A 13,792-nucleotide genomic window follows, 5' to 3' on the forward strand; every position below is an offset into this window, starting at 1 on the left:
CTCAGTCCATGACCTGGCAAATAGAACCCGCATTTACGACTTGTCAGAGGCGTACTCGTAGTTGTAATAGCCATAACTGCCATTACCGTAATAGCTGGACGCTCGCTTCTCGACACCGTTAAAAATCGCGCCTTTCAATTCGATGCCGTTTTGAGCAAACCGACGAATCGTCAATTCGATCTCTTTGGCCGGATTGACGCCGAAGCGCGTCACGATCAGATTAATGGCGGCTTCACGTCCAACGATGGCCGCATCTGTCACGGCCAGAAGAGGTGGCGTGTCGATGATTACCACGTCGTAGAGTTCACTCAGTTCAGCGAGGAGTTCTCTGAAGTTGGCATGCATCAACAGTTCGGACGGGTTGGGCGGTACTTGTCCCCGACTGATGAAATGCAGGTTATCGACTTCGAGTTTATTGATCGCTTGCTCGATGCTGCAGCGCTTGGTCAACAGATCGGACAAGCCATTGCTGATCGGTGTCGCCAAGGTCTTGTGCAGATGACCTTTGCGCATATCGGCATCGATCAGTACGACCGTCTGCCCACTTTGAGCGATGACCGCGGCCAAGTTGGAAGAGACAAACGTCTTGCCTACCTGGGGACTCGGACCGGAGATCATGATCCGGTTGTTGGTGGCATCCAGCCCTGCAAAATGCAGACAGGTCCGCAAGCTGCGGATCGATTCGATGGACAGGTCCGTGGGGTTACGCAGGGCCAATAGGAAAGACTGGCTGTTGGCTCCGTCGCCCTGTCTGACTTTTTTAGTATCTTCTTCTTGTTGCAGGGTGCTGTAAGGAATGGAGGCATAAACCGGCAGCCCCAGTTGCTCGATGGCTTCCGGCCCTTCGAGTCCTCTGCTCAGCGATTTACGCACTAACACCAGCGCTACACCGACAAAGCCACCCAGCAACGTCGCAATCAATACGATCAGGGCTTTGCGCGGTTTGACCGGGGTGGTGATGTCGACGTCCGCCGTATCAATCAGCCGCGCATTGCCGACCGCCCCGGCCCTGACAATGTCCAGCTCCTGGGATTTGTTCAGCAACTGGGTATAAATCTGTGTCGCCACTTCCACATCACGGGTCAGGTTTAACAGCTCCTGCTGTGTCGCCGGAAGTCCTTGGACTTTCTTTTCCAACCCTTGTCGCTGTTTGTTCAAATCCCCCATCTGCGCCATCAATGCGCGGTAGGCCGGATGCTCCCGGGTGAACTTTCGGTCCATGTCGGCTTGCTGGAGTTTGAGATCCGAGATGCGCGTATCCAGCACCACCATCTGTTCCAGCACAGACTTGGTTTCGAGGGAGATGTTGACTGTATTTCCGTGGGTCTGATAGCTGTTCAGCGCGTTGCTGGCCTTGACCAGATCGTCTTTGACTTGCGGGAGTTGCGCCTGCAGGAACTCAAGGCTCTGGGCCGCCTCGGCAGAGGTGCGTTGCACATTCTGCTGCACATAAAGCCTTGAAATCTTGTTGAGAATCTTCACCGCCAAGGTGTAGTCGGTGCTGGCCAGGGCCAGACTTATAATGCCCGACTCTTTACCTTGCTCGGATACATCGAGGGCGTCCTGGTAATTCTGAATGGTGACAATGCGTGGATTGCGCACGACTTCGAATTTAGTGCCCGGATTCGCGGCCATGCTCGCGATAAGGACTTCGACACCCTCCTGTGCGATGGCTTCGCCTGTGGCACCTTCGGCCAACAAACCGCCGTTGTCATCGTAGAGCTTGAATCGATTGCGCTCTTCGGCGACCAACATCAATTTCTTGCCCAACAGTTCAGCCGGCAGATCGAGCTGTTCGATATAAAGGCGCTCGCCGCCCCAGGCATAACTGTTCATGCCAAAGCGTGGTAGCGAGACACTTTCCGCAGGGCTGCTTTTATAGCGCCGAGCAAGAAAGCCGCCGATAACGGGAAAGGTGTTGGGCGTAATCACAATATCAAGATGCAGATCATCGACCGTTTTACCGATAACCGCACGAGACTTGATAATGCCGATCTCGGTAGCCGCCGGTGATTGTCCACCGAGCATGCTGCTGATATCCGAGAACCCCAGCATGTCGTTCTTTTTCGGCTCGACCTGGACCAGGGCGTTCGCCAGATACACGGGCGGCGATAAAATCGAATACGCGGCACCGGTCACCATGAACGCCCCGGTGATGGCACCTATTAACCATTTATGGTCAATCAATGTGCCTAATAAACCGAGCAGATCAATCTCGTCTCTGTCTTTATCCCGGGTGCTGACTACTGACGGTAACTGCATAAGGTCTATTCTTTTACCATTATTACTAATCTGAAAATCATCCATCAACGTCCGAGGCGCTGCGCCCATGAGCAAACGGCATCTTCAATCAATGCATGGGCATGGACAAACGCAGCTTTTCCTTGACGATACGGGTCCTTTATTTCGCGTTCACTCTGCCACTTCCCCAGAAGAAACACTTTGCCCCTGGCGTGTGATGCAATCTTTAGTACGCCCTGTACATGCTCTTTTTCCATGACTAGGATGAGGTCTGATTCATTGACAATGGCAGGCGTAATCTGCCGCGCTTTAAACCCTTGGTCTTCGTGACCCTGTTCTTCAAGAACCCGAAGTGCGTCGGGCTCAATAGACTCACCCACCCGCGCGTTCAATCCCGCGGAGGTCACTGAGATACCTGAAGGTTGCAGCGCATGGCGAAGCAACAGTTCAGCGGTCGGGCTTCGGCATATATTGCCGACGCAGACCACAAGAATCTTTCTGAACAAGGCTACTCTTCCCGTGTAGTGTCGATTCGGCCCACGTATAGCGAGGCTATAAGTGAGCCAACAAGACCGTCCCGCATTCAGAGTGGGATCCATCATGAAAATACTTTCGTATTAAATACCACGACACACAAAAAACGCCCAACCAGAAAACCGGACCATAAATAACACTCACGATAGGAAAGTTATTTATCCGACCAATATTAACAATGGACGTCTGGGCGGGAAGATTAATGGTATCGCTGTATTAACTGACTAATGCTATGTTCCCCTGCCCTCTACTCTGGACGACTACAGGAACTGCCCGTTATGCCCTCCATGTGTTTTCGACTGATTGCCACTTCAACGCTATTTATACTTGGCGTCTTCAGCCCTGTTTACGCCAGTCAGGCTTTTTCAGCGCTGGCCCAGGACAACAAGACAATAGGCGTTCAGGTGAAGATCCAGAATTTCTCGACCGCCGACGCCCATGAGATCAAGGCGTCAGGGTTTGGATTCGTGCGCTTTGGCGTATGGACGAACAGCCTGGGTAACCCGGCGTATCAACAACAGATCAGTGAAGCCTTCGCAGCGGCCAAATCCGTCGACCTGCCAGTATTGATGACCGTTCGCTCCACCAAAGCGTTAACCCACAAAACGCAAAGCAGTGGGATAGATCTCGCCGCTGCGGGAGATTCATTCGCCAACTCGGTCATCGGTCTGGAAAACGCCTTCAGTACGCAGCTTGTCGCCATTGAAATCTGGAATGAACCGGACTTGCCAAAATACTGGCCTACCCGGGATTTTGAAGTAACGTTTGTGCCGTTCATGAGCGCAGTGTGCAACGCGTTACAAAAGCGGGATCACTCAACCCCCCTGATCGGCTTTGGATTCGCGAAGGCGCCCACCAAAGACTCCAAGGCGACCGTCGCACTGACTGAGATCCTGAGGGAACACCCACGGTGCCTCAGCGCTGTTTCTTATCACCCGTATGGCATGTCGGGCACCGAAATCAGCCGTACTCAAGCGTTTATCCTTGATAACTTCCATGTGCCGGGGGTCATTACCGAATGGGGAGTGCCATCGCTCAGTTCCATCGGAGGCACCGCCGGGCAAGCATCACGCATTACAAGATTTATCTCGGACGTCAAAAAACTGAATATACCGCTGACGTCCCTTTACGAATGGAAAAACAGCGACACTGGCAGCAATGATCGCGAGCGAAGTTTTGGATTAAAGTCGTCCGATGGAACATCAAAACCTGCGGAAGCTGCCGTCAAAATGTTATTGAAGTGACCCTGATGAATGACCGCGCCCACCATCAACCGGCGCTTTTATTAATCCACTCTGCATAACTTGCGGCGTCCATGGCCAGCGACTCTTCCACCAGCACCTCGAACAATACGGCTTGCGCTTCAAACCGCAGGTCATGTTTGGACTTCTGTGAGTCGCTCATTTGTTCCAGCAACACGCGAGTGACTTGGCTGGGCATGCTGTGTTTCACGCGATTGAGCCAAGCGGGAATTTTCTTTGCGGCTTTCACCCTTCCCATTTCAACCAGACCCGTCATATTGTCCGGATGGTTCTTCTTTGATGCGGCCATCAGCGCTTCAAATACTTCGGTCAATTTTTTCAAGACATAACCGAGAATAATGTCATCAAAGGCCTCCACAATTGCAGACACCCGCTCACCTTGTGAAGTCATTTCCCCATCCAATACCTACATTTATCCGCGCCACATTACACGCCATCCGAGTGGCACTAATTGACATCTTATAACGGCTGAACCTGACCCTTTTTAACACCCGTTGGCGTGCGAATGCAGGCATGCCAGCTCAGGCGCCAGAGTTGCCATAGAGCCGTCAACGGTCAGTTGCTTTGAACCTGCGCGCGGTTTTGGCATCGTATTTACCGAGACCCGCGCCCCACCTTTCAAACATCCGTTCTCCGGTTGTTGCCAACGGGGCCACCGATACGTACATGCGCCCTTGAGTGGCTGTCAGCGCTCGGGTAATGTCATTAGACCCATAGGACAGAGCACGCCCATGACTTCCAAGCTGGAACAACTCAAACAAATGACCACCGTAGTTGCCGACACCGGCGACTTCGAAGCTATCGCTCGCGTAAAACCCGTCGACGCTACCACCAACCCTTCCCTGCTGCTGAAAGCGGCGGCCATTCCCGGTTATGCCGAGTTGCTGAACGCCTGCGTCCACGACTGCAAGGGCGATGTGGGCCTGGCCAGCGACCGCTTCGGCGTGGCGGTAGGCCAGGAAATCCTGAAGGTTGTACCGGGCCGCATTTCCACTGAAGTGGATGCACGCCTTTCGTTCGACACTGACGCAGTATTGAAGCGTGCGCACCGTCTGATCGAGCTGTACGACAAGGCCGGCATCGGCCGTGACCGCGTGCTGATCAAAATCGCCTCCACCTGGGAAGGCATTCGCGCCGCCGAGAAGCTTGAAAAGGAAGGCATTCAGACCAACCTGACGCTGCTGTTCTCGTTTGCTCAGGCGGCGGCATGTGCTGACGCCGGGGTGTTCCTGATTTCGCCGTTCGTAGGCCGCATCTACGACTGGTACAAGAAAGCCAACGGCAACGACTACACCGGCGCGGATGATCCGGGTGTGCAGTCGGTGACGCGTATCTACAACTACTACAAGGCCAATGACTACAAGACCGTGGTCATGGGTGCGAGCTTCCGCAATCTGAATCAGATTGAGCAGTTGGCCGGGTGTGATCGCCTGACCATCAGCCCGGACCTGTTGGAAAAGCTGGCGGCAGACACTGGCAAGCTGGAGCGCAAGTTGGCCCCGGGGCATGCGGGTGAAGGGCGCTTGAGCCTGAATGAAGCGCAGTTCCGCTGGTTGTCCAACGAGGACGCGATGGCGACCGAGAAACTGGCGGAGGGGATTCGTCAGTTCGCTCGCGACCAGGAAAAACTCGAAGCACTGCTGCAAGCCAAGCTGTGATCTAGTCCAGCGCAATGCAAAAAGGGCGACCCCTTACAGGGTCGCCCTTTTTCATGCTTTGGATTCGGGGATTCGCGATGGAGCCCGCCTTCCCTACATCCCTCTCAGGGGATCAATGGCGCTCTAAAGCATTCACCAGGTCATGGAAGGCTTCACGATTGGAGTCGTTCAGGCCCATGAGGATTTTGTGTGCCTCGAGCACTTTGATCCGCACGACTTCCTCGGACTGATCCTGGTCTGGCAGGTCGGTCAGGCATTCAGGGCACGGGATCGGGCGGTCAACGATGTTGAACACTTGCTCGAAGCCCATGGACTGCAGCAGACGGGTGATGTCTTCGTGGGTGGTGACGACGGTCGGCAGCAGGCCGACCTTTTGCCGCGACAGGATCGACAGTTTGGCCAGCAGGCCCAGGGTGGTACTGTCGATGCTGCGGGTTTCGGTCAGGTCGATCACGATCGCGTTGAAGTTCAACGCGGTGAAGATCCGCTCAATAGTCGCATCCAACGCCGAACACAGGGTCAGGCGAACTTCACCGACGAACTTCAGGACGAAGGTGCCATCCTGCTCGGCGAACTGGATTCTACCGGTACTCATTAAAGATTCCTGCTCAACACCAACAGGGCGATATCATCCGGCATCTCCCCTAGCGTGGCCAATCCAAAAACCTGCCGCAGACCATCCAGGCTGCCGCCCGCTGCCTTGACCCGTTGGGGCAAAGCCGCTTCTTTTTCTTTGAGTGTAGGTTCTGGCAAAAGGTCCAGAATGCCATCGGACATCAGCGTCAGGCTGAACGTCGGCGGCAGTTCCAACACGTGGTCTTCATAGGTGGCTTCATTGAAGAGGCCCACCGGCAGACCACGACCTTCCAGATAACGAACACTGTCTGGCGTGTACAACACAGGCAACGGCAAATGACCACCGATGCTATAGGTCAACAAACCTGTCTCCTCGTCGATGACACCACCGACCATTGTGACGTGTTTACCCAGCTTACAACTGATCAGGCCTCGGTTGATATGACCAAGGACCTCTGAAGGCTTGAATTCTGGCAATGTGCCGCTGCGCTTGGATTCGAACAGCAAGCGCGTGGTCATGAACTTCAGCAGCACGGTGACGAAGGCTGAAGAGGCGCCATGGCCGGAAACGTCGGCCAGGTAGAAGGCTACGCGACGCTCGTCGACCCGAAAGTAGTCAACGAAATCACCCGACAGGTACAGCGACGGGATGATCTGGTGGGCGAACTGGAACTCGTCGATGGTCCAGGGGCTGACCGGCAGCATGTTCATCTGCACCTGGCGACCGGCGTTCTGGTCTTCCTGGAGCAGGTTCAAGCTGGCGGCGAGTTCGCGGTTGGCCTTTTCCAGCTTCTCGCGGTAGCGCTGGTTCTCCAGCAGCAGGCGCGCACGATCCAGGGCACGGCGCACAGAATGCTCGAGCACAGCCAGATCTTCGAGAGGCTTGATCAGGTAATCCGCCGCACCCAGGCGCAAGGCCTCGACCGCGTCGTTCATCACGCCGGCACCCGAAACCACGATCACCGGGGTTTGCGGCGACAGCTCGGTGACCTGGCGAATGAGTTCGAGTCCGCCCATCTGCGGCATGCGCAGATCGCAGATGACCAAGTCAGGCTTGTCTTGCTCGAATACCTGAAGACCCTGCTGGCCATTGCTGGCTTGCAGGACACTGAAACCACTGTCTTCCAAGTAGGCCGCGAGGCTCGCGCGCACTACTTCGTCATCATCGATTATCAGCAGCGTGGCACTGGTTTTTGGCATGTGGGCAAACGGCGCCAGAATTAGGTTGGCGTAGCAGGCACGGGGTTTAGCCCGGCTCACACTACTGGATTCGCTTTCTAGCCTCTCTGTCGCACCGTTATCGGGCATTTGCCCTACACACAGGTACACCAGAGGTGCCCTTCTAAGGCGCAGACGGTACTCCCATCCGCGGGGCGTTTCAAGCTCACGCCGATGGTCGCTTGACGTCTTTACTTGTCAAATCACCGGGAGTTATAAGAACAGGCAAAACCGTAACCCAATGGAAGGATGAAGCCCATGAGTCAAACCGATCGGGACTACAGCGAAAAGCGCGATTTCATCCGCATGCGGGTCGATGCCGATGTGTCGCTGATTCACGAAGGCGATGAGGTGCCAGCCGTCTGCATCGACCTTTCCAGCAGTGGCATGCAGGTCGAGGCACCCCGCCTGTTCAAGGTCGGAGACCGGCTCAGCGTGCGCATCGATTCCGATCACGCAGCGCTCAAAGGCCTTGAAGCCGACACCGAAGTGGTCTGGGTGAAGGAACAGGACGGTGGCAGTCAGAAACTCGGGCTTACAATCTTGAAGATGAAATAAGCCCTGATCCAAACGAAAGAAGGCGGCCAATCGGCCGCCTTCTTCATTTCACGGGTAGAGATCAAAAATCGTCTTCGACCTGGCCGTCTTTGACCTTGAACTCGCGGTTCTGCAAATACGCATTGCGAATGAACGTGTATTTGTCGCCAGTGATCAACTTCTCGCTCGACAGCAAGCTGGCGCGGGTGTCGACGATGTTCAGGCCGAAGATCGAGTTACGCACGGGCACGTCGTTGATATAGCGATACGGGCCGGTGTAGCCGTCGACGTACTTGGATGGCGCATCACGCAACGTGCTTGGGCCCAACAGCGGCAACATCACATACGGGCCGCTGCCCAAGCCCCAGTAACCGAGCGTCTGGCCGAAGTCTTCGTCGCTACGATTCAGGCCCATTTTGGTGCCGACGTCGAAGAAGCCCAGCAGGCCGAAGGTAGTGTTGAAGATCAGACGCGCAGTATCGACGCCAGCCGCGGCCGGTTTAGCCTGCAAGACGTTGTTGGCAAGGTTGGTGACATCACCGACGTTGCGGAACATGTTGTGAATGCCGTCTTCCAGAAACTGCGGCGTCACGAACTGGTAGCCTTGAGCGATTGGCTTGAGTGCATAGGTGTCGACGAAGTCGTTGAACTGGAAGATTGGACGGTTGACGCTTTCCCAAGGGTCTTCTTCCGTGGCAGCCTGGGCTGCGAACGGAACCAGCAACACGCTGGCACACACACAAAGCTGAGCTAGACGATTGCTCCAGCGCATAGAAAACTCCTTGGATTGTACTGGCATGGGCACTTGGCCCAGGCGATAAGCTGGCTAGTATAAGACGGAAAAGCCGGTTTAGGGCAGCCTCGCGCGTGAGGACTTACAGATGATTCGTCCTGACTGAGCGCGCTTCACATCAGTGTCATGCAACTGTCACCGGCAACACATAGCCTTGTCGCTATTTCAGGGACGTTGATATGCCGCACGCCGAAGCCTTGCCCGTTGCCGCACCCAGCCTGACCGCCGTACTGTTCGGGCTCAGCGGTTGCCTGGTGGATTTCGGCGCCCGGATGCGCCAGCACGATACTCACACACCAGCGCATGCCGAGGTCACCCCCGGCGCGCTGGACAGTCTGAACAGCTTGCAGCGCCAGCAGATTCCTTGCGCCTGGCTCGACGAGTTGCCCCCCGCCCTCACCCATTCGCTTGCCGGCGCCCTGCCTGCGTGGATCAAACCATCGCAACACCCCGCAACACTCAATCCATGGCCGGCGCCGAACGCTTGCTGGCAAGCCTTGATGGCATTGAATGTCGAACGACTCGATGGTTGCGTGCTGGTCAGTGGTGAACCGCGACTGCTTCAATCGGGACTGAATGCCGGGTTATGGACGATCGGCCTGGCGTCCTGCGGTTCGCTCTGCGGGTTGGCGCCCAACGAATGGCAGGCCTTGAGCCAAAAGGAGCGCGAACACCTGCGTGGTAAAGCGACCGTGCAGTTGTTCAGCCTGGGTGTGCATTCGGTGATCGATCACCTCGGCGAGCTCGACACCTGCCTGGCGGACATCAGCCTGCGTCGGCTCAAGGGCGAAAAGCCCTGATCGAGATCATGCAGGTTGCGCGGGAGTGGATTAATCTAAAGGCAAGCCATAGACCTTTGGCACGCTGCTGCGGTCTATGCCAGTGCCTATCGATAAAAGGAAGAACGCCATGCCTGCCCGCGAACTGCAACAACAGCTCAATACTCTGCGCGAGCAATTGGAACAGAATCCGCCGCTGACGGAAGCCGAGCGCGAAGACCTGCACGCGCTGATGCAACAGATCGAACTGGAGCTTGAGCTCGAAACCAAAACCCAGGACTCCAGCCTCGCCGACAACGTAAACCTTGCCGTCGAGCGCTTCGAAATGGAACATCCTACCCTTGCCGGCACCTTGCGCAACATTGTGCAAGCCTTGGCCAACATGGGGATCTGAATACGCCAGATGCAAAAAAGCCCCGCCAGTGATGGCGGGGCTTTTTCATACCCGGGAAGTGCACTGCAATCCCTTGTAGGAGCGAGCCTGCTCGCGATGACGGCAGCACATTCAACATCGATGGTGCCAGACACTCCGCCATCGCGAGCAGGCTCGCTCCTACAGGAGTATTTTACTGACGGACCAGACGATGGTTCGGCAGCTGCACTTCTTCAGTGCTGCGATACGGGTTGATGTCCAGCCCACCACGCCGCACATACCGCGCATACACCGTCAACCTCTCCGGTTTCAACAACCGCTGCAAGTCGAGAAAAATCCGCTCCACGCACTGCTCATGAAAGTCCGAGTGCTGACGGAAGCTCACGATGTACTCCAGCAAACTCGCGTGATCCAGGGCCGCGCCACGGTATTCCACCGCCACGCTGCCCCAGTCCGGCTGGCTGGTGACCGGGCAGTTGGATTTGAGCAGATGACTGTGCACGCTCTCTTCGACAATGCGCGAATCATCGCAACGCAGCAGCTCCGGGCGCGGATGTTCGTAGTTGCTGACGCTGATCTCCAGATCATCGATACACACACCCGGCAACGCCACGACGCCTTCGGCTTCGACATCCTTGAGGCTGCGAATCCGCACGCCAACCGGCTTGCCGGCAGCGGCCGACAGGTCTTTGACCAGCGTCGCTTCAAGGGTCGCGCTATCGGCAAACGGTGTCTGGTTCAACGAGTTCAGGTACAGCTTGAACGACTTCGACTCGATGATGTTCGGCGAATCCGCCGGGATGCTGAATTCGCCAATCGCCACCACCGGCTTACCGGACGGCAACAGCCACGACAGCTCGAAGCAGTTCCAGAAGTCCACACCCTTGTAAGGCAGGGTTTGCGCCGTCAGACCCAACTCGGCCCATTTCGCGGTGCGCGGGATCGGGAACAGCAAGGACGGCGTATAAGTGGCGATGTATTCGCTGGATTTGCCCAGCGGCGAGTGTTCGGCTGCGGGATGCATGGCGGAAACCTGACTGAAGAATCAGCGGATTCTACCAGCCTTTGCGCCGGCCTTTGAGTGCTTACTGACTGACAGTCAGTTTGCCGACCATGCCCGCCTGGTAATGGCCTGGAATGTTGCAGGCAAATTCCAGGTTGGTGGCCTTCGTGAAGGTCCAGGTCAGCTCGGCCGTTTTTCCCGGCTCGACGAGGACACTGTTCGGGTCATCGTGCTTCATCATCCCGTGATCCATGCCTGCCATCGAACCGTGGTCCATTTCCTTCATGCCTGTAGGCGTGAGCATGCCGCTCTGCTGCATCTTCATCATTTCCTGCTGATGACGGGCATGCATCGCCGCATCGCCGAGGTTGAATTCGTGCAACAACTGGCCTTTATTCACCAGCACAAAACGAATCGTCTCACCCGTTTTGATATCGATCGCCTTGGCCGTGAATGACATGTCATCCATCACCACCTCGACACTTCGGGTAGCCTTGGTTGCCGGGGCCGGCTGACCGAAATCCCGGGGCTGCGCCGACGAGGCCCACACTGGCGAGCTTAACGCCAACAAACACGCGGCCAGCCCCTGATATTTACGCAAAAACATAGTCGTACTCCAACAAGATAAGGTTCAGCCTGTGGAAAACTCTAAACTGTCGCCACTGCCCGCGACCTGACAGCCAAATTACAACTTTGTCAGGTTGGTCTGTATCAACGCTGCCCACGGTATAAAGCCTTCGTTCCACTTGCCTCGAGTTGCCCATGAAGCTGCTGATCGTCGAAGACCAACCGAAAACCGGCCACTACCTGCGCCAGGGCCTGACTGAGGCCGGTTTCAACACCGAACTGGCGGCCGACGGCATCACCGGCCAACAACTGGCCTTGAGTGGTGATTACGCGTTGTTGATCCTTGATGTGATGCTACCCGGTCGCGATGGCTGGCAAATCCTGCAGGCGGTGCGTGGCGCCGGTCTCGATACACCAGTCCTTTTTCTGACGGCGCGAGATGCGGTTGAGGACAGGGTCCACGGCCTCGAACTCGGCGCAGACGATTACCTGGTCAAGCCGTTCGCCTTTTCCGAATTGCTGGCTCGGGTCCGCAGCCTGTTGCGACGCGGCAGCGCTTCGCCTCAGGAAACCAGCCTGCAACTGGCGGACTTGCGGCTGGATTTGATCCGCCGCCGGGTGGAGCGCGGCGGTCAACGCATCGACCTGACCGCCAAGGAGTTCGCCCTGCTGGAAATGCTCCTGCGGCGCCAGGGTGAGGTGCTGCCCAAATCACTGATTGCCTCCCAGGTCTGGGACATGAATTTCGACAGCGACACCAATGTCATCGAGGTCGCGATCCGCCGTTTGCGCCTGAAGATCGACGATGAATTCCCCAACAAGCTGATTCATACCGTGCGCGGCATGGGTTATGTCCTTGAAGAGCGACCTGCCTGATGCGTCGACTCTCGCTGAGCAGTCGCCTGGCGTTGCTGTTTGCGGCCTGTACCGCCGTGGTTTCATTGTTTGCCGGAGTGTTGTTCAGTCGCGCCAGCGAGGCGCACTTCGTCGAACTCGATCAGCAGTTGCTGGACGGCAAACTGATGGGTTTACGCCGCGCGCTGCATGACGTTCAGCCGAGTGAAAGCGAAGTCAGACTGACGGATGAACTGAGTCGGCAGGCCGACCTGTCGCTGCGAATCACTGGCAGCGATGGCCAGCGCTGGTATGACAGTTCGGCGCACCTGCCCCGGGAATTACCTACCCAGGCGGGTTTGTCCACGGTGAGTAGCGAAGGTACCGACTACCGCGTCCTCAATGCTCCGTTGTATCTCGACAAACCTGACTCACCGCAACTGACCTTGCTGCTGGACATCACCCATCACCAGCACTTTCTGCAACGCATGCAGCGCCTGATCTGGATGACCGTCGGCTTGTCGGCACTGGCCACCGCGTTGCTCGGTGCGTGGGCGGCACGCAGTGGTTTGCGCCCGTTGCGACGCATGAGCGCGATCGCCAGCGGCGTTTCAGCGCAATCGCTCAATGCCCGGCTACCCGACGAGAATATGCCGTCGGAGCTCGAGGAATTGGCCCACAGCTTCAACGCCATGCTCGGACGCCTGGACGACTCTTTTCAACGGCTCTCGGCGTTTTCCGCTGACATCGCCCATGAGCTGCGCACGCCGTTGTCGAACCTGCTGACCCACACCCAAGTCACCCTCACCCGCCCTCGGCCTATCGAGGACTACCGCGAAGCGCTGCACAGCAACCTCGAAGAACTGCAATGGATGGCGCAACTGGTCAACGACATGTTGTATCTGGCCAAGGCTGACCATGGGTTGTTGATGCCCAAGCGCGAACCGCTGGAGCTGGCGGGAGAAGTGGATCTGTTGCTGGAGTTTTTTGCGCCGTTGGCGGAGGACGCGCAGGTCAGGTTGAGTCGTGAAGGCAGTGCGCGCATGGAGGGAGATCGCAGCATGTTGCGTCGGGCACTTTCCAATCTGCTGGACAACGCGTTGCGGTTTACACCAGCCGAAGGCGAGGTTCGGGTGCGGATTGTCGATCAGGTCAAAGCCTTGAGTTTGACGGTCGAGAACAGTGGGGACGGGATTGACGGGGCGTTGCTGCCGCGATTGTTTGACCGGTTTTATCGGACCGATCCGGCGCGCCAGGAAGGCAGTAGTGAACATGCGGGATTGGGATTAGCGATCACTCAGTCAATCATCCGCGCCCATGGCGGACAGATTCATTGCGAATCGAATGATGGGTGGACGCGGTTTGTGATTGAGTTGCCAAAGGGAGATTAAGGCCAGCAGAGCCGGCCCCATCGCGA

At 56.5% G+C, this 13,792-nt stretch carries 15 protein-coding genes; 7 read left to right on the plus strand and 8 right to left on the minus strand.

The annotated features are described in order from the left end of the window. Positions 1-33: 33 nt before the first annotated feature. Positions 34-2,262, minus strand: a complete 2,229-nt coding sequence (locus tag JIO00_RS19610) for a polysaccharide biosynthesis tyrosine autokinase (RefSeq protein ID WP_083376196.1) — start codon at positions 2,260-2,262, stop codon at positions 34-36. Between the two features lie 44 nt (positions 2,263-2,306). Continuing rightward, positions 2,307-2,747, minus strand: a complete 441-nt coding sequence (locus tag JIO00_RS19615; protein ID WP_102594406.1) for a low molecular weight protein-tyrosine-phosphatase — start codon at positions 2,745-2,747, stop codon at positions 2,307-2,309. Between the two features lie 306 nt (positions 2,748-3,053). On the opposite strand from JIO00_RS19615, the gene JIO00_RS19620 reads away from it, so the two are divergent. After that, positions 3,054-4,019 (plus strand): glycosyl hydrolase family 5, encoded by a 966-nt coding sequence (locus JIO00_RS19620; RefSeq protein ID WP_154912808.1) that lies wholly within the window; start codon positions 3,054-3,056, stop codon positions 4,017-4,019. 25 nt (positions 4,020-4,044) lie between these two features. Here the strand turns inward: JIO00_RS19620 and JIO00_RS19625 are convergent, their stop codons facing one another. Further along, positions 4,045-4,428, minus strand: a complete 384-nt coding sequence (locus JIO00_RS19625; protein ID WP_077748237.1) for a hypothetical protein — start codon at positions 4,426-4,428, stop codon at positions 4,045-4,047. Positions 4,429-4,768: 340 nt separating this feature from the next. On the opposite strand from JIO00_RS19625, the gene tal reads away from it, so the two are divergent. Continuing rightward, positions 4,769-5,695, plus strand: a complete 927-nt coding sequence (gene tal, locus JIO00_RS19630) for a transaldolase (protein ID WP_010456288.1) — start codon at positions 4,769-4,771, stop codon at positions 5,693-5,695. Positions 5,696-5,807: 112 nt separating this feature from the next. Here tal and rssC read toward each other — a convergent pair whose 3' ends face one another. Beyond that, positions 5,808-6,290: an anti-sigma factor antagonist RssC gene (gene rssC, locus JIO00_RS19635; RefSeq protein WP_007935262.1), complete on the minus strand. Its 483-nt coding sequence runs from the start codon at positions 6,288-6,290 to the stop codon at positions 5,808-5,810. After that, positions 6,290-7,471, minus strand: coding sequence for a two-component system response regulator RssB (rssB, locus tag JIO00_RS19640; RefSeq protein ID WP_010456296.1), 1,182 nt, complete (start codon positions 7,469-7,471; stop codon positions 6,290-6,292). The genes rssC and rssB overlap by 1 nt, the downstream gene beginning before the upstream one ends. A gap of 276 nt (positions 7,472-7,747) precedes the next feature. Between rssB and JIO00_RS19645 the strand changes: the two genes are divergently transcribed. After that, complete coding sequence (locus JIO00_RS19645; protein WP_010456298.1) at positions 7,748-8,047, plus strand: PilZ domain-containing protein; 300 nt, start codon at positions 7,748-7,750, stop codon at positions 8,045-8,047. Positions 8,048-8,108: 61 nt separating this feature from the next. Here JIO00_RS19645 and JIO00_RS19650 read toward each other — a convergent pair whose 3' ends face one another. Beyond that, positions 8,109-8,798: an MlaA family lipoprotein gene (locus tag JIO00_RS19650; protein WP_010456300.1), complete on the minus strand. Its 690-nt coding sequence runs from the start codon at positions 8,796-8,798 to the stop codon at positions 8,109-8,111. Between the two features lie 200 nt (positions 8,799-8,998). On the opposite strand from JIO00_RS19650, the gene JIO00_RS19655 reads away from it, so the two are divergent. Both JIO00_RS19655 and JIO00_RS19660 read left to right on the plus strand, forming a co-directional pair. Further along, on the plus strand, positions 8,999-9,619 hold the full coding sequence (locus tag JIO00_RS19655) for a phosphatase (RefSeq protein WP_077748234.1): 621 nt from the start codon (positions 8,999-9,001) through the stop codon (positions 9,617-9,619). 109 nt (positions 9,620-9,728) lie between these two features. Next, positions 9,729-9,992: a DUF4404 family protein gene (locus tag JIO00_RS19660; protein ID WP_145305969.1), complete on the plus strand. Its 264-nt coding sequence runs from the start codon at positions 9,729-9,731 to the stop codon at positions 9,990-9,992. A 172-nt stretch (positions 9,993-10,164) separates the two neighbouring features. On the opposite strand, the gene queF is transcribed toward JIO00_RS19660, so the two are convergent. Both queF and copI read right to left on the minus strand, forming a co-directional pair. Next, positions 10,165-10,995, minus strand: coding sequence for an NADPH-dependent 7-cyano-7-deazaguanine reductase QueF (queF, locus tag JIO00_RS19665; RefSeq protein ID WP_200666685.1), 831 nt, complete (start codon positions 10,993-10,995; stop codon positions 10,165-10,167). A 61-nt stretch (positions 10,996-11,056) separates the two neighbouring features. After that, positions 11,057-11,581 carry a copper-resistant cuproprotein CopI gene (gene copI / locus JIO00_RS19670; RefSeq protein ID WP_010456308.1) on the minus strand — a complete coding sequence of 175 codons (525 nt, stop codon included), beginning with the start codon at positions 11,579-11,581 and terminating at the stop codon, positions 11,057-11,059. Between the two features lie 155 nt (positions 11,582-11,736). Here copI and JIO00_RS19675 point away from each other — a divergent pair, with 155 nt between their 5' ends. Together JIO00_RS19675 and JIO00_RS19680 are read left to right on the plus strand one after the other, a co-directional pair. Then, on the plus strand, positions 11,737-12,417 hold the full coding sequence (locus JIO00_RS19675) for a heavy metal response regulator transcription factor (RefSeq protein ID WP_010456310.1): 681 nt from the start codon (positions 11,737-11,739) through the stop codon (positions 12,415-12,417). Further along, positions 12,417-13,766: a heavy metal sensor histidine kinase gene (locus JIO00_RS19680; RefSeq protein ID WP_083376194.1), complete on the plus strand. Its 1,350-nt coding sequence runs from the start codon at positions 12,417-12,419 to the stop codon at positions 13,764-13,766. The genes JIO00_RS19675 and JIO00_RS19680 overlap by 1 nt, the downstream gene beginning before the upstream one ends. Positions 13,767-13,792: the final 26 nt, after the last annotated feature.

This window comes from Pseudomonas sp. SW-3 (assembly GCF_016615645.1).
Lineage (GTDB): Bacteria > Pseudomonadota > Gammaproteobacteria > Pseudomonadales > Pseudomonadaceae > Aquipseudomonas > Aquipseudomonas mandelii.